The following is a 14,856-nucleotide window of genomic DNA, read 5'->3' as shown; positions in this document are numbered from 1 at the left end:
AATCTCAGCAAAAGGTGTCATCGCTGGGTAAAAGATAAAAGACACGAAAAATTTAAGAGCAACCATCAACTGATCGAGTTGAATGATAAGTATCTGAGTTAATGGAGATTAAGCACAATAGATCTTTCATAGAGCAGAAAACAAAAAAGGAGGCCTTTCGGCCTCCTTTCAATTTATTGAATCAGAGAATTAACCGTTGTTACGGATCCACTCATCCATGTCTGTCTTAAGGTTGTCAGACTTAGTACCGAAGATAGCTTGTACGCCACCCGCTACTACTACAACACCTGCAGCGCCTAGTTTCTTCAGCTTGTCTTGGTCAACAAGAGCTGTATCAGCTACTGCAACACGTAGACGAGTAATACAAGCGTCAAGACCAGTGATGTTCGCTTTGCCACCGAATGCAGCAACTAGCTCACCAGCAAGTTCAGAACCAGTCGCAACTGACTCTTCTTCAGTCTCGTCTTCACGGCCTGGAGTTTTAAGGTCTAGAGCTTTAATCACAGTGCGGAATACGATGTAGTAAATTGCAGCGTAAGCAATACCACATACAACCATTAGGCCCATCTTAGACGCGTTGCCAGATAGAACTAGGAAGTCGATTAGACCGTGTGAGAAAGATGTACCGTGTACAAAACCTAGAGTGTTCGCAAGAACGTATGCAGAACCAGCTAGTAGAGCGTGGATTGCGTACAGTACTGGAGCAACGAATAGGAAAGAGAATTCAATTGGTTCAGTGATACCCGTTAGGAATGAAGTCAACGCAGCAGAAGCCATGATGCCCATTACTTTAGCGCGGTTTTCAGGCTTAGCTGAGTGTGCAATCGCGATTGCAGCAGCAGGTAGACCGAACATCTTGAACATGTAACCACCAGCTAGCTGACCGAAGCCATTGCCCGCTGCACGAGATGCGTCATCAGCAACTAGGTAACAAGTAAGAACACCGTTTTGAGTTTCGCCAGCAGCGTTTACACAAGTACCAGCTTCAAAGAAGAAAGGTACGTTCCAAACGTGGTGAAGACCAAATGGAATTAGAGAACGCTCAACGATACCGTAGATACCAAACGCCACTTGTGGGTTTTGGTGAGCAGCCCAATCAGAGAACGCAGAGATAGCGCCGCCAACTGGTGGCCATACTACAGATAGTAGGATTGCTAGACCAATCGCAGAGAAACCTGTGATGATTGGCACAGCACGCTTACCAGCGAAGAAGCCAAGGTACTCTGGTAGTTGAATACGGAAGAAACGGTTGAATGCCCAAGCAGCAACACCACCGACTAGGATACCACCTAGTACACCAGTATCGATTTTATCAACGCCCATTACACCAGCCATTACGCCAAGTGTAGCAGTCATGATGCCATAACCAACGATAGCTGCTAGACCCGCTACACCATCGTTGTTAGTAAAGCCAAGTGCAACACCTACTGCGAACAGTAGTGCCATTTGACCGAATACTGAACCACCAGCTTGTTCCATTAAGTTTGAAACAATTTCTGGAATGAAAGGAAGATCTGCTGCACCGACACCTAGCAAAATACCCGCAACTGGTAAAACTGATACTGGAAGCATCAGAGACTTACCAACTTTCTGCAGGCTAGCAAAAAGGTTCTTAAACATGTTTATGCTCCTGATAAAGATAAAATAATTATATTGGGTTCTAACGGCACACCCCCGTAGCCTATATGTTAGCACCCTGCGAAAATGTAACCATGTATTGCATTATATTTTCTGCCGCTAAATATATATTGATGGGGAACTAACTTTCTAGTCACTTACGAAATTTAGTTTCAAAACACGTCTTGGATCACATGTCAAATCTAGAAATGCAATCCTTTACAAGCATTTAATCAATTGAAATATATAAGTATTTTTCAATGGTCCTATTATTTTACTGAGTAAATAAAATAGGAGCGAATGTTATTTTTAGTAACAAAATTACAAATGTTATAATTAGCGCTCTCAAGTTCAACATAATTCGTAAACATTAAAAAAAAACGTATTTTTAGTGATCAAAAACACAAAAAGGGAGCTTTCGCTCCCTTTTATTTGTTTACTTAGATTTTTATCGCAAAAAAAGTTTTTGGTAATTTTTGGTCGTTTGTTCGGCAACCTCTTTCATCGACACACCTTTTAATTGCCCAATGTAGGCCGCCACTTCGACGACATATGCAGGCTGATTCTGCTTCCCACGATATGGAATGGGCGCCAAATATGGAGAATCAGTCTCGATCAGCAACCTGTCTAGCGGTAGGTTCTTAACAACTTCTTTAAGTTCTGTAGCCTGCTTAAAGGTCACAATGCCTGAAATTGAGATATAGAAACCTAGTTCCATTGCTGCTTCAGCGAACGCTTGATCTTCGGTAAAGCAGTGAATCACACCGCCACACTTCTCAGCTCCGCCATCACGTAAAATAGCTAATGTGTCTTCACGTGCGTTACGAGTGTGAATGATCAAAGGTTTATTCAGCTCAACGGCTAACTCAACATGCTGCTTAAATCGTAGCTGTTGCAGCTCCGCCGTCTCTGGTTGGTAGTGATAATCTAAACCTGTCTCTCCAATCGCCACAACCTTAGGGTTGCTCGCGTATTCACGCATTGTCTCTAGGCTGAAATCACTTTCAACATCGAGAGGGTGAACGCCACAAGAGGCTTTAACGTTATCAAACGGCGAGATCATCTCGAGCATATTTTCAAACGAATCGAGTGTCACGCCGACAGAAAGCAATTGGTCTACATTAGCAGCCTTCGCCTTGTTAACCACATCTTCTACGCTGGTGTGTAAATCTTGGTAATCCAGTTTGTCTAAATGACAGTGGGAATCTACGAACATGTTTCCTCGCAAGTGGCTATCAGCCAATTCATTATGAGTAGCTCCGTATTGAGCCCAGGGTGTTGCTTTAACTGCTCAATCAATGTCAGCAGTTTATTCGATGCTGCATAAGCACTTTGATAAGACATCGCCTCACACAGTGCTTTCGCACTCGGAGTGAAAGCCTGATTCGCCAAACCAAAATGCAGCTTCTGTACATCTGACAATAGATGCCAAAGCCAGCCAAGTTGAATCAAAGGGTCTTTGCTAAGCTCTGTAGAGAACTTTAGCATGTCAGGTTGAGTGCCTTTTATCACATTCACAAAGCCATCGAGCGCTTTTGTTGAAGCTTCAACGCCACCTTGCTCAAACATCGCTTTTGCTTTTAAAGGCGCGTTGTCATTGAGTGCTAAAATATACTGCGGTACCGCTTTGCCCACTTCACCATCTAACCACGCTGATGCTGTCTCTAACTGCGGACTAACCACATTGAATTGCTGACAACGGCTAATAATAGTCGGCATTAAGCGATTACTGTTACGAGTAGACAGAATGAAGATGCACTTGCTTGATGGCTCTTCCAGAGTTTTCAATAGTGCGTTGGAAGCCGATTCGTTCATTGCTTCAGCAGGGTTAAGCAAAATAACGCGCAAACCACCTAACTGAGAAGACTCTTGAGCCCAGCGGTTACTGGCACGCACTTGATCAACCGTGATCGACTTACCTTCTTTCTCGGGTGAGATCACATGAAAATCAGGATGACTGCCCGACTTCATTAACTCACAGCTGTGGCAAAACCCGCACGACTCGCTTTCATAGTTCGTGCACATCAATGCGTCGGTAAGTTGGCTAATCAAAGCATCAACGCCGAGCCCTTCCGGTGCATTAACAATCACAGAGTTAGGAAAACGCTCCGCATCGAGACTTTTTTTCCACTCACTCCATACCGGTGTGAGCCAAGAATACACTTCAGCCATGACTACCTACTGTTTGTCGAGCCAAGCAGTTAGCGCGACTTTAATATCAGCGGCTACTTGCTCAATTTCTTGCTGCGCGTTAATCACAAGTACAGAATCATCTTGTTCTGCAATTTCTAGATAGCGCTCACGCGTGCGGTCGAAAAATGAGATGTCCATCTTTTCAATTCTATCAAGCTCACCACGGCCTCTAGCACGCTCTAGCCCTACTCTAGGGTCTAGGTCCAAATATAGCGTTAGATCGGGTTTAAAGCCGCCTAGCGTGGTTGCTTTCAGTGATTCCATAGTCGTGCGCGCGATCTGGCGACCACCACCTTGGTATGCCTGTGAAGACATATCATGACGATCACCCAATACCCATTGACCATTGGCGAGTGCCGGCTTGATGACGTTCTCGACTAATTGAACACGTGCTGCATACATCAACAGCAATTCAGTCATGTCTTGAAGCTTCTCGCCTTCGTGCTCTTCTTTAACCAATGAACGCATCTTTTCAGCTAAGACAGTACCACCCGGCTCGCGAGTATTAACAATATCTTCAACACCCGATGCTTTTAATGTCTCAACGATGGCATTGATTGCTGTGCTTTTGCCAGCGCCTTCAAGGCCTTCAACCACGATAAATTTCGACTGATTCATAATTATTTCTTTATCTGTTTTTTCTTAATTGCTTTAAGTAAGCTCGCACTGCACGGTTATGCTCAGTCAAACTCTTTGAAAATACGTGCCCACCTGTTCCACTCGCAACGAAATACAAGTAGTTGCTCTTCTCTGGATTCAACGCCGCGTTGATAGACGCTTTGCCTGCCATAGCGATAGGTGTCGGTGGCAAGCCACTCATTGTATAGGTGTTGTAAGGCGTTGGCGTGCGTAAGTCTTTCTTACGGATGTTGCCATCGTAGCTGTCACCCATGCCATAGATAACCGTTGGGTCAGTTTGCAAACGCATACGCTTGTTTAGACGGTTAACAAACACAGAAGAAACACGCTCACGTTCTGACGCAACAGCGGTCTCTTTCTCAATGATAGATGCAAGAATTAACGCTTCGTATGGCGATTTAAGAGGCAGCTTATCCGCTCGATTTTCCCACTCTTCATTCACCACGCTCATTAGGTCTCGATGCGCGCGCTTCAACAAATCTAAATCAGTGGTGCCGTAGGTGTAGTGATACGTTTCTGCTAAGAAGAGACCTTCTAGCTTTTCGTTTTCAATACCCAACTTTTCAGCGATCTCTTTTTCAGAGACATCATTCAACGTCTGTTGAATGAATTCGTTGTCTTTTAGCTGAACAAGCCATTCGTCAAAACGACTGCCTTCAACAAAGGTAATAGTAAACTGGTGTTCTTTCCCTTCTACAAGCACCTGTAGCGCTTGCTCTAAGGTTAAACCCGGTTCAAGCAGGAAAGTACCCGCTTTTACGTCTACAAGCTCAGGATGTAACTTACGGATTAATTTCTCGTAAGGAGAAGCCTCAAACAGCCCCTCGTTAATCAACTGGGCTAGAACGCGGTTAAAGCTGCTACCTGAAGCAACAGTCACGACTTGTGGTTTTTCTAATTGAATAACTTGTTTCAGGTTATCTTGCGCTTGGTTGTAAACATAAAAACCAGCAGCACCGGCTGCAATTAAGCACAAGATAATAAAAATAAATAACTTTTTGATCACGAGTTTAGTTGTCCTTGAAGGCTACGAGTAACGGTTCCAATGTTAAATTGGGTATCACTAATACGGGTAACTGGGGCAACCCCTAAAATGGAGTTTGTCATGAAAACCTCATCAGCTTGCATGAGTTGAGATAAGCAGTAGTCACTAATTGTAACGGAAAGTTCAGCCTGATTCAGCGCGGTTAACACTTGCTTACGCATAACCCCCGCGACACCACTTTGAGTGAGTTGAGGTGTGTATATCGACTGACCTTTGCGCCAGAACAGATTGGCCATGGTGGTTTCAATCACATTGCCCGATATATCAAGAACCACACCATCCACTTCATTAGCTTGATCCATTTCATCTTTCATCAAAATCTGCTCAAGGCGATTATTGTGCTTATGGCCAGCCAGTAGTGGGCTCAAACCTAGCGCTTGATGGCAGATACCGAGTTCAACACCGGAGTCTTGCCACGCTGAATAATGGCTTGGGTAATCAAAGGTACTGATGGTGATTGTCGGCTTGGCGATATTCTTGGTACTGTAGCCACGCCCACCCGCTCCACGACTAACGTGCAGCTTGATCCCTGCTTTTTGATTATGAGGCTTGTTGGCGTTATGGAGCTTCTTTGAACCATCAAGGCTCTTTGTGCCATGAAGAGCGTTATGTTGGATGTGTTGAAGCGCAGTATCGAGCCAAAGACTAACAACATCCCAATCAAGAGCAGAAATGCGTAGTGCTTTAAGGCACTCGTCGACACGGTGCTGATGATCGTGAAGATGTTGTATCTCACCATCACTCACGAGCATTGTCGTAAAACAGCCGTCTCCGTACTGAAACGAGCGATCCAAAATATCGATAGTTTGCTGGCTTTCTCCATCAACCCAAAACATGTTTTTCCCCATAAAAAGAAACGGCTCAATGCTAAAGCATCAAGCCGTTTAAAAACAAGTCTAATTGTGACTATCTACGAGTGTTTACGTCTTTAATAAGATGATTAAATCTTTTTGAAGATCAAACAGCCGTTTGTACCACCGAAACCGAATGAGTTACATGCAGCATATTCCATGTTGCTAACTTCACGCGCAGTGTGAGGTACTAAGTCAATATCTAAGCCTTCTTCAGGATCATCTAGGTTGATTGTTGGTGGAACAATTTGGTCAACCAGAGACATAGCCGTGATGATAGCTTCAGCAGAACCAGCAGCACCTAGAAGGTGGCCTGTCATTGATTTCGTAGAAGAAACCAATACTTGCTTGCTGCCTGCTTCGCCAAGAGCACGCTTGATGCCCTTAACTTCCGCTACGTCACCTGCAGGAGTCGAAGTACCGTGTGCGTTTACATAACCGATTTGTTCACCAGTAATGCCAGCATCACGCATAGCCGCTTCCATTGCTAGTGCGCCACCTGAGCCATCTTCACTTGGAGATGTCATGTGGTAAGCGTCACCCGACATACCGAAGCCAACTAGCTCACAGTAAATCTTAGCGCCACGAGCTTTCGCATGTTCGTACTCTTCAAGAACCATCATGCCTGCACCGTCACCAAGAACGAAGCCATCACGGCCTTTGTCCCATGGACGAGAAGCTTTTTGAGGCTCATCGTTACGAGTAGAAAGTGCTTTAGCCGCACCAAAACCGCCCATACCTAGTGGAGTTGATGCTTTTTCAGCACCACCCGCTAGCATTGCGTCTGCATCGCCGTATGCAATCATACGAGCCGCGTGACCAATGTTATGTAGGCCAGTCGTACATGCAGTAGAAATCGCGATGTTTGGACCGCGTAGGCCACGCATGATAGACATGTGACCAGCAATCATATTCACGATCGTCGACGGTACGAAGAACGGGCTGATCTTACGAGGGCCTTTTTCAGTTAGAGCTTGGTGACCGGCTTCGATCAAACCAAGACCACCAATACCAGAACCGATAGCAACACCCACACGTGGAGCGTTTTCTTCAGTAATAGTTAGGGCTGAATCATCTAAAGCTTGAATACCTGCTGCGACGCCGTACTGGATGAACAAGTCCATCTTACGAGCATCTTTTTTAGTCATATACTCTTCGCAGTTAAAGTCTTTAACTAGACCTGCAAAACGAGTTGAGAAATTGGTTGCATCAAAATGATCGATATTAACGATACCACTTTGACCAGCTAGCAGGGCTTTCCAAGAAGATTCTACAGTGTTGCCTACCGGTGACAACATACCCATGCCAGTGACAACTACACGACGCTTGGACACGATTTTACACTCCGGGGATTGAGGTGATTTAAGATGAGGATAGATGAGTTAGATAAAACACAGGCGGTCGAGGTGACCGCCTGGGAGAGATTATTACTGAGCGCTAGTTACGTAATCGATAGCTGCTTGAACAGTAGTAATTTTCTCAGCTTCTTCATCTGGGATTTCAGTGTCGAATTCTTCTTCTAGAGCCATTACTAGCTCTACTGTGTCTAGAGAATCTGCACCTAGGTCATCAACGAAAGAAGCTTCGTTTTTAACTTCAGCTTCGTCTACACCTAGCTGTTCAACAATGATTTTCTTTACGCGTTCTTCGAGGTTGCTCATTTTTTCTTTTCCTTTACAGAGTTCGCTTTATGCGATGTTTTCCGTAGTTTATTCAATCTATTGAAAGTTGCAAGGTCAACTTTTCTGGTCAAACCACAATTTTCACGATTTTAACCGAAATTACGTATGATCTTGACTTAAATCATGCACAAATGTTGCACATAATTTACACCATGTACATACCGCCATTGACGTGAAGTGTTTCACCTGTGATATAAGCTGCCGCAGGTGACGCCAAAAATACCACAGCTTCAGCGATTTCGCGAGGGTCACCTAGTCGACCTGCTGGTACATTCGCCAAAGTTGCTGCACGTTGGTCATCATTTAGCGCTTTAGTCATGTCAGTTTCGATGAAACCAGGAGCTACAGTGTTCACTGTAACGCCACGAGACGCAACTTCACGAGCCATTGATTTAGTAAAACCAATTACGCCTGCTTTTGCAGCTGCGTAGTTAGCTTGACCAGCGTTACCCATAGTACCTACTACAGAACCAACGTTTACGATACGGCCTTGACGTTTCTTCATCATGCCACGCAATACAGCTTTAGACATGCGGAAGATAGGAGTTAGGTTAGTATCGATGATGTCATTCCATTCGTCGTCTTTCATACGCATCAGTAGGTTATCACGAGTGATACCTGCGTTGTTAACTAGAATGTCAATCGCACCGAATTCATCGTTGATGGTTTTCAGTGTAGCAGCAATTGAGTCAGTATCCGTTACATTAAGAGCAAGACCTTTACCGTTCTCACCAAGGTACTCGCTGATTGCAGCTGCGCCGCCTTCAGATGTCGCAGTACCGATAACTTTAGCACCACGCTCAACTAAAAGTTCAGCGATTGCACGACCGATGCCACGGCTTGCGCCTGTAACTAGTGCAACTTTGCCTTCTAAATTCATCATAACTTCTCTATTAAGTGGTTATTTACTTAGCAGCTTCTAGTGATGCAGTATCATTAACTGCAGCAGCTGTCATAGTTTTTACGATTCGTTTTGTTAGACCAGTAAGAACTTTACCAGGGCCTAATTCAAGTAGCTTCTCAACGCCTTGCTCATTCATCGCTTGTACACCTTCAGTCCAACGAACTGGGCTGTATAGCTGACGAACAAGTGCGTCTTTAATTTTTGCAGGGTCTGTTTCAGCAATAACATCAACGTTATTGATAACAGGCAATACTGGCGTGTTGAACTCTAGAGCTTCTAGAGCCACTGCTAGCTTATCTGCTGCTGGCTTCATCAGTGCACAGTGAGACGGCACAGAAACAGGTAACGGAAGTGCACGCTTAGCGCCCGCTTCTTTACAAAGTGCACCAGCACGCTCTACTGCAGCTTTGTTACCCGCGATAACAACTTGGCCAGGAGAGTTAAAGTTAACTGGAGACACAACTTCGTCTTGCGCAGCTTCTTCACACGCTTTAGCAATCGCTTCATCGTCTAGACCGATGATTGCGTACATTGCACCAACACCTGCAGGAACCGCTTCTTGCATCAGTTGACCACGTAGTTCAACCAGCTTGATCGCTTCTTTAAAGTCGATAACGCCGGCACATACAAGAGCAGAATATTCACCTAGGCTGTGACCTGCTAGATTTACAGGTTGCTCTAGGCCAAGCTCTTGCCATACACGCCAAATTGCAACAGACGCTGTTAATAGAGCCGGTTGAGTGCGAAAAGTTTCATTTAGATTTTCTACAGGACCATCTTGAACCAATGCCCATAGATCGTAACCAAGTGCTTCTGAAGCTTCAGCAAATGTCTTTTTAACAACATCATACTGTTCGCCTAGGTCAGCAAGCATACCGATAGCTTGAGAGCCTTGGCCTGGGAATACGATAGCAAATTTGCTCATTGTAATTTTCCTTTAAGCAAAGCAAAAAATTGAATAAGGCACATAAGTTATGTGCCTTGTTTGTTGATTATCGCTTAGGGTTAGAATTTAACTAACGCAGAACCCCAAGTGAAGCCGCCGCCAAATGCTTCAAGTAGAAGCGTTTGACCACGTTTAATTCGCCCGTCGCGAACAGCCTCATCTAGGGCCGTTGGTACGGTAGCTGCTGACGTGTTGCCGTGCTTATCAAGAGTAATCACTACTTGATCAAGCGACATCGTCAGCTTTTTAGCGGTTGCCGAGATAATACGGTAGTTCGCTTGGTGTGGAACTAACCAATCAAGCTCTGACTTATCCATATTGTTCGCCGCTAAGGTGTCTTTAACTAGCTTAGAAAGCTGAGTTACCGCCACTTTAAATACTTCGTTGCCCGCCATGTGCAGCCATTTGTCTGCATCACCGCCGCGCTCTGGTACTTCTAGGCTTAGAAGCTCACCGTATTTACCATCAGAGTAAATATGAGTAGACAAAATACCTGGCTCTTCGCTTGCGCCTACAACCACCGCGCCTGCTGCATCACCAAATAGGATGATAGTAGAGCGGTCAGTCGGATCACAGGTTTTTGACAGTGCATCCGCACCAATTACCAAAACGTTCTTACACATGCCAGTCTTGATGTGTTGATCAGCAACAGACAGTGCGTAGACAAAACCAGAACACGCTGCAGCCAAATCAAACGCAGGGCAGCCTTTGATACCAAGCTTGCCTTGTACCTGACATGCCGAAGACGGGAATGTGTGGCTACTGCTGGTTGTCGCAACGATGATTAAATCAATCTCTTCTTTGTCGATACCTGCCATTTCAATGGCATTTTCAGCAGCGTAAAACGCCATATCAGCAACGGTTTCGTTTTCCGCTGAAATACGACGCTCTTTAATACCCGTTCTAGCAACGATCCACTCATCGCTAGTCTCTACCATTTTCTCTAAGTCTGCGTTAGTACGCACCTGAGATGGCAAGTAGCTGCCAGTACCTAAAATTTTGCTATACATGAAGACTAATAATGCCTCTCGAGTAAAACCGCTTCCAAACGATCGCTAATGCGGCTGGGGACTTGTCGTTTGACCTCGTGTACTGCTTCACCAATCGCGTTGACGACTGCAGACACATCAGCACTTCCATGACTTTTAATGACAATGCCGCGCAATCCTAACAAACTTGCGCCGTTATACTGGTCGGGGTTCAAGGTTTTTAATTCAGTAAATAGCTCAGAAAACAGCATTCTGGCTATCCAACCCTTTATTGTTGAAGCCATCATGCGCGTTTTTAGCTTATCAATAAAGAGCTGAGCCGTACCTTCGCACGTTTTTAAGCAGACATTGCCCACAAAACCATCACATACGACGACATCAGCAGCATCTTGAAGTAATTGATTACCTTCAATATAGCCTATGAAGTTCACAGACTGAGTATTAGACAACATTTCAGCGCATCGTTTTACAAGGTCATTGCCTTTAATTTCTTCTGCACCGATATTCAAGATAGCGACACGTGGTGCGCGACCTAAATGTTGTTCTGCTAATGCACTGCCCATGACAGCAAACTGAAACAGTGAATCTGCGTCACTAGAAACGTTCGCCCCTAAATCAAGCATCCATGTGCGATTTCCGGATGCAGTAGGCAAAGCTGAAACCAATGCAGGCCTATAAATACCGGGAAGAAGCTTGAGTCTGAAACGGGATAAAGCCATCAATGCGCCAGTGTTACCACCACTCACACAAGCATCAGCCTGTGATTCGGCAACCAGATCGATAGCGGCACGCATAGAGCTACCCTGACTATTACGTAAGGCTAGTGAAGGTTTTTCAGAATTGGAAATGATTCGATCACAATGCTGGATACTCAAACGAGAATCAGGCATTCGACCTAATGAAGATAATTGAGATGTGATCGCGTTTCGATCACCTATTAGAATGACTTTTAGCTCTGGGAAATACGACAGTGCCTGCACGGCGGCAGGCACTGTTACACGAGGACCGAAGTCCCCGCCCATTGCATCAAGCGCAACGGTTAGATTTTGCAAAGGTCAACCTTACTTGTTGATAACCTTTTTGCCGCGGTAGAAACCTTCGGCAGTCACGTTGTGACGTAGGTGAGTTTCACCTGAAGTTGCGTCTACAGAAAGTGCAGCTGTAGTTAGCGCATCGTGTGAACGACGCATGCCACGCATTGAACGTGATTTCTTGCTCTTTTGTACGGCCATTGACCCTACTCCTATGTAAATTCTTAAAGAAGCAATTACTTCTTTAAGCTTTTTAAAACATCAAATGGATTCGGCTTTTTGTCTTCCTCAATTTCTTCAGGAAGTTCACCAAACACCAAGTTATTTGAGTTAACGCTACATTTCGCATCGTCGTGCATTGCTATTTGTGGCAATCCAAGGATGAACTCGTCTTCAACTAATTGAATCAGGTCTAACTCACCGTACTCGTTCAGATCTACCAAATCGTACTCTTCCGGTGCTTCCTCTTCACTTTTCTCACTGTAAACAGGAGTATAAGTAAATTGGACATCGCACTCATGTGCGAAAACCTCATTACAACGTTGACACTCTAAATCGACTTCGACGTTAGCTTTACCAGAGATAACGACTAATCGTTGTTCATCAAGCCCAAATGACATTGAGACTTGCGCGTCACGTTTTACGCCTTCAGTTGCTTCAGTTAAACGCTTCAAAAGACTGACCTGGATGATACCATCCATATCGAGTCGTTTTTGAGCCGTTCTTGCCGGATCAACTGTACGCGGTATTTTTTCCTTTTGCATAGGGCGCGAATCTTATCTTCCAAATCGTGTTTAGTCAAAGGAAATGGCAAAAAAAATGTACTTTCCTGCCTTTCCTATTCAGAGCATTATGAATAGCAGGACAAGTTACGTTATCCTGAGATAAATGCTTCCTTGAATTGTAAATTAAAATGAGAAATTACCAACTAGTTTTAGCCTCTACATCACCATTTAGGCAAGAGATCCTCAAAAAACTACAGTTAAGCTTCATTACAGCCAAGCCAGACTGCGATGAAACGCCGCTTCCAGAAGAGACACCACAACAGTTGGTGATGCGCCTTGCTGAGACCAAAGCTAAGTCTTGTGTTGTGGAGCAACCTAGCTTAGTCATTGGTTCTGATCAGGTTTGCGTAATTGATGGAGAGATCATTGGTAAGCCTCACACTCGAGAAAAAGCGATCGAGCAGTTATCTCGTCAAAGCGGCAAGAGCATTACTTTTTATACTGGGCTTTCGGTTTGGAACAACGAAACCAATGAAGCTGACACACGTCTCGACACCTTTGTAGTGCATTTCCGCGATTTAACTAAGCAACAGATCATTAGTTATGTTGAAAAAGAGCAGCCTTATTACTGCGCAGGTAGCTTTATGTGTGAAGGGTTAGGCATCGCGTTGTTTAAACAGATGGAAGGGAAAGACCCAAATACTTTGATCGGCTTACCGCTGATCGATCTAGTCGATATGTTAGAAGCGCAAGGAATGGGTGTACTATAACGGATACGCTCTCTTTGTTAGAGATTCCCTACTCCTTCCTTCGTCAGTCTAGGGAATGGCGGAACACGCAATTTTATCTAACCAACTAATGATATAGAGCGTGATTTTAAAAAGTCGTCATCCTCAAGAGCGAGGAACGAGCGACTTGGGGATCTTCTACAACAGATGAAAACAAAAAAGGTTGACGATATTCGTCAACCTTTCTCATTTATGGATACTGAAGAACAAATTTAGAGGCACTCTATACCTTCGTATCTCGTATCTTCTTAAAGCTTACGTAAACCAGTTAGGGCTTTCTCTAGCCTTCTTTCCATTGGCGCCGAGATATCCATCTTCTCTTCACTACCTGGGTGTGTGAACTTGATGTTTGCTGCATGTAGGAACAGACGATCAAGATCAACCTTACCCGTGTAAGCGTCAAAACGACGATCACCGTAGCGATCATCCCAAGCAATTGGGTGACCAGTATACTGAGCGTGCACACGAATTTGGTGTGTTCGGCCTGTAATTGGGCTTGCTTGAATCAACGTCGCCTCTTGGAATTTTTCTAAAACCTTAAAACGGGTTTCAGAAGCTTTACCATTCGGGTTAACTCGAACAATGCTGTTCACTTCATTTTTCAACAAAGGTGCGTTGACGACTTTGCAGCTGTTCTTCCATTCGCCCATAACTAAAGCGAAGTAGTATTTTTGAACCGTTTTTTCACGGAACTGTGCTTGAAGGTGTCTTAGCGCCGAGCGCTTCTTAGCAACAAGCAAAATGCCAGACGTATCTCTATCGATACGGTGCACTAATTCAAGAAAACGAGCATCAGGGCGAAGAGCACGTAATGCTTCAATCGCGCCAAATTTTAATCCGCTACCACCATGAACAGCAGTGCCAGACGGTTTGTTAAGAATTAGCATGTGATCATCTTCATAAATGATGCACTGTTCTAATTCTGAAACCTTGTTGAGTTTCGTGCTCGGCACGTTCTCTTCTGTTTTCTCTTCAATAGTAACCGGAGGGATACGAACTAAATCGCCAGCTTTTAGTTTGTATTCAGCCTTGATGCGTTTTTTATTTACGCGGACTTCGCCTTTACGCACGATTCGGTAAATCATGCTTTTCGGGATGTTTTTTAATTGGTTGCGTAAGAAGTTATCAATACGCTGACCAGCCATATCTTCGTCAATGTCGACGAATTGGACTTGGGTTCTAATTTCGCTCATTGCGCTATTGTATCACTGTCACTTTTGATAATTGAGATTTTCTTAGCCCTATTCCGAACTTATTTATCCCTAATCCTTACCGATCTATCCCAAAATGGTCATTGAAGTTCTATATTTCTTTGATTCTTCGAACAAAAAAGCATCAAGATTCCTGCAAATTAAAATATCAATTGATAAATTATTTATAGACAGTGAGTTAGAGCTATCAAAACCCAAACAAAAACTGTTTTTTTTACAGCATTCCGACAAAGCA

Annotated in this window: 16 protein-coding genes; 1 reads left to right on the top strand and 15 read right to left on the bottom strand. The window is 44.3% G+C overall.

Annotated features, from left to right (window positions below; all coding sequences use genetic code 11):
- Positions 1 to 189 precede the first annotated feature (189 nt).
- From ptsG to yceD, 14 genes are all read right to left on the bottom strand, one after another.
- Complete coding sequence (gene ptsG, locus AB4351_RS11815; RefSeq protein ID WP_017062145.1) at positions 190 to 1,620, bottom strand: PTS glucose transporter subunit IIBC; 1,431 nt, start codon at positions 1,618 to 1,620, stop codon at positions 190 to 192.
- Positions 1,621 to 2,065: 445 nt separating this feature from the next.
- The gene (locus tag AB4351_RS11810) at positions 2,066 to 2,833 is read right to left on the bottom strand and encodes a TatD family hydrolase (RefSeq protein WP_017067206.1); all 768 of its coding nucleotides are present in this window, start codon (positions 2,831 to 2,833) and stop codon (positions 2,066 to 2,068) included.
- Entirely contained in the window at positions 2,824 to 3,789 is a 966-nt protein-coding gene (locus tag AB4351_RS11805) for a DNA polymerase III subunit delta' (protein ID WP_017062147.1), read from the bottom strand. The genes AB4351_RS11810 and AB4351_RS11805 overlap by 10 nt, the downstream gene beginning before the upstream one ends.
- A 6-nt stretch (positions 3,790 to 3,795) precedes the next feature.
- Positions 3,796 to 4,428 (bottom strand): dTMP kinase, encoded by a 633-nt coding sequence (tmk, locus tag AB4351_RS11800; protein WP_017062148.1) that lies wholly within the window; start codon positions 4,426 to 4,428, stop codon positions 3,796 to 3,798.
- Positions 4,429 to 4,438: 10 nt separating this feature from the next.
- Positions 4,439 to 5,455, bottom strand: a complete 1,017-nt coding sequence (mltG, locus tag AB4351_RS11795; RefSeq protein ID WP_372126090.1) for an endolytic transglycosylase MltG — start codon at positions 5,453 to 5,455, stop codon at positions 4,439 to 4,441.
- Complete coding sequence (gene pabC, locus AB4351_RS11790) at positions 5,452 to 6,330, bottom strand: aminodeoxychorismate lyase (RefSeq protein ID WP_065583975.1); 879 nt, start codon at positions 6,328 to 6,330, stop codon at positions 5,452 to 5,454. The genes mltG and pabC overlap by 4 nt, the downstream gene beginning before the upstream one ends.
- 104 nt (positions 6,331 to 6,434) lie before the next feature.
- Entirely contained in the window at positions 6,435 to 7,679 is a 1,245-nt protein-coding gene (fabF, locus tag AB4351_RS11785) for a beta-ketoacyl-ACP synthase II (protein WP_010437291.1), read from the bottom strand.
- Positions 7,680 to 7,772: 93 nt separating this feature from the next.
- Complete coding sequence (acpP, locus tag AB4351_RS11780) at positions 7,773 to 8,006, bottom strand: acyl carrier protein (RefSeq protein WP_004737381.1); 234 nt, start codon at positions 8,004 to 8,006, stop codon at positions 7,773 to 7,775.
- Between the two features lie 166 nt (positions 8,007 to 8,172).
- On the bottom strand, positions 8,173 to 8,907 hold the full coding sequence (gene fabG, locus AB4351_RS11775) for a 3-oxoacyl-ACP reductase FabG (RefSeq protein ID WP_029235138.1): 735 nt from the start codon (positions 8,905 to 8,907) through the stop codon (positions 8,173 to 8,175).
- A gap of 25 nt (positions 8,908 to 8,932) precedes the next feature.
- Positions 8,933 to 9,856, bottom strand: coding sequence for an ACP S-malonyltransferase (fabD, locus tag AB4351_RS11770; protein ID WP_372126088.1), 924 nt, complete (start codon positions 9,854 to 9,856; stop codon positions 8,933 to 8,935).
- A gap of 80 nt (positions 9,857 to 9,936) precedes the next feature.
- On the bottom strand, positions 9,937 to 10,887 hold the full coding sequence (locus AB4351_RS11765) for a beta-ketoacyl-ACP synthase III (RefSeq protein ID WP_017054985.1): 951 nt from the start codon (positions 10,885 to 10,887) through the stop codon (positions 9,937 to 9,939).
- Positions 10,888 to 10,892: 5 nt separating this feature from the next.
- The gene (plsX, locus tag AB4351_RS11760) at positions 10,893 to 11,918 is read right to left on the bottom strand and encodes a phosphate acyltransferase PlsX (RefSeq protein ID WP_372126085.1); all 1,026 of its coding nucleotides are present in this window, start codon (positions 11,916 to 11,918) and stop codon (positions 10,893 to 10,895) included.
- A gap of 9 nt (positions 11,919 to 11,927) precedes the next feature.
- The gene (gene rpmF, locus AB4351_RS11755) at positions 11,928 to 12,098 is read right to left on the bottom strand and encodes a 50S ribosomal protein L32 (protein WP_004737376.1); all 171 of its coding nucleotides are present in this window, start codon (positions 12,096 to 12,098) and stop codon (positions 11,928 to 11,930) included.
- Between the two features lie 35 nt (positions 12,099 to 12,133).
- Complete coding sequence (gene yceD, locus AB4351_RS11750) at positions 12,134 to 12,661, bottom strand: 23S rRNA accumulation protein YceD (RefSeq protein ID WP_017062153.1); 528 nt, start codon at positions 12,659 to 12,661, stop codon at positions 12,134 to 12,136.
- A 149-nt stretch (positions 12,662 to 12,810) separates the two neighbouring features.
- Between yceD and AB4351_RS11745 the strand changes: the two genes are divergently transcribed.
- On the top strand, positions 12,811 to 13,392 hold the full coding sequence (locus tag AB4351_RS11745) for a nucleoside triphosphate pyrophosphatase (protein ID WP_017067204.1): 582 nt from the start codon (positions 12,811 to 12,813) through the stop codon (positions 13,390 to 13,392).
- 266 nt (positions 13,393 to 13,658) lie between these two features.
- Here the strand turns inward: AB4351_RS11745 and rluC are convergent, their stop codons facing one another.
- Positions 13,659 to 14,603: a 23S rRNA pseudouridine(955/2504/2580) synthase RluC gene (rluC, locus tag AB4351_RS11740; protein ID WP_372126082.1), complete on the bottom strand. Its 945-nt coding sequence runs from the start codon at positions 14,601 to 14,603 to the stop codon at positions 13,659 to 13,661.
- Positions 14,604 to 14,856 lie beyond the last annotated feature (253 nt).

The organism is Vibrio sp. 10N.261.51.F11 (assembly GCF_041471665.1).
In the GTDB taxonomy this organism is placed as follows: domain Bacteria; phylum Pseudomonadota; class Gammaproteobacteria; order Enterobacterales; family Vibrionaceae; genus Vibrio; species Vibrio crassostreae_C.
Note: the sequence above shows the minus strand (reverse complement) of the source record. Positions and strands in the feature narration are given on the sequence as shown.

Excerpts from the sequence above, each read along its gene's own strand:
- tmk (WP_017062148.1), bottom strand. The coding sequence starts at position 4,428 with ATGAATCAGTCGAAATTTATCGTGGTTGAAGGCCTTGAAGGCGCTGGC.
- AB4351_RS11765 (WP_017054985.1), bottom strand. The coding sequence starts at position 10,887 with ATGTATAGCAAAATTTTAGGTACTGGCAGCTACTTGCCATCTCAGGTG.
- rpmF (WP_004737376.1), bottom strand. The coding sequence starts at position 12,098 with ATGGCCGTACAAAAGAGCAAGAAATCACGTTCAATGCGTGGCATGCGT.
- ptsG (WP_017062145.1), bottom strand. The coding sequence starts at position 1,620 with ATGTTTAAGAACCTTTTTGCTAGCCTGCAGAAAGTTGGTAAGTCTCTG.
- fabD (WP_372126088.1), bottom strand. The coding sequence starts at position 9,856 with ATGAGCAAATTTGCTATCGTATTCCCAGGCCAAGGCTCTCAAGCTATC.
- AB4351_RS11810 (WP_017067206.1), bottom strand. The coding sequence starts at position 2,833 with ATGTTCGTAGATTCCCACTGTCATTTAGACAAACTGGATTACCAAGAT.
- AB4351_RS11745 (WP_017067204.1), top strand. The coding sequence starts at position 12,811 with ATGAGAAATTACCAACTAGTTTTAGCCTCTACATCACCATTTAGGCAA.
- pabC (WP_065583975.1), bottom strand. The coding sequence starts at position 6,330 with ATGTTTTGGGTTGATGGAGAAAGCCAGCAAACTATCGATATTTTGGAT.
- acpP (WP_004737381.1), bottom strand. The coding sequence starts at position 8,006 with ATGAGCAACCTCGAAGAACGCGTAAAGAAAATCATTGTTGAACAGCTA.
- rluC (WP_372126082.1), bottom strand. The coding sequence starts at position 14,603 with ATGAGCGAAATTAGAACCCAAGTCCAATTCGTCGACATTGACGAAGAT.
- yceD (WP_017062153.1), bottom strand. The coding sequence starts at position 12,661 with ATGCAAAAGGAAAAAATACCGCGTACAGTTGATCCGGCAAGAACGGCT.
- fabG (WP_029235138.1), bottom strand. The coding sequence starts at position 8,907 with ATGAATTTAGAAGGCAAAGTTGCACTAGTTACAGGCGCAAGCCGTGGC.
- AB4351_RS11805 (WP_017062147.1), bottom strand. The coding sequence starts at position 3,789 with ATGGCTGAAGTGTATTCTTGGCTCACACCGGTATGGAGTGAGTGGAAA.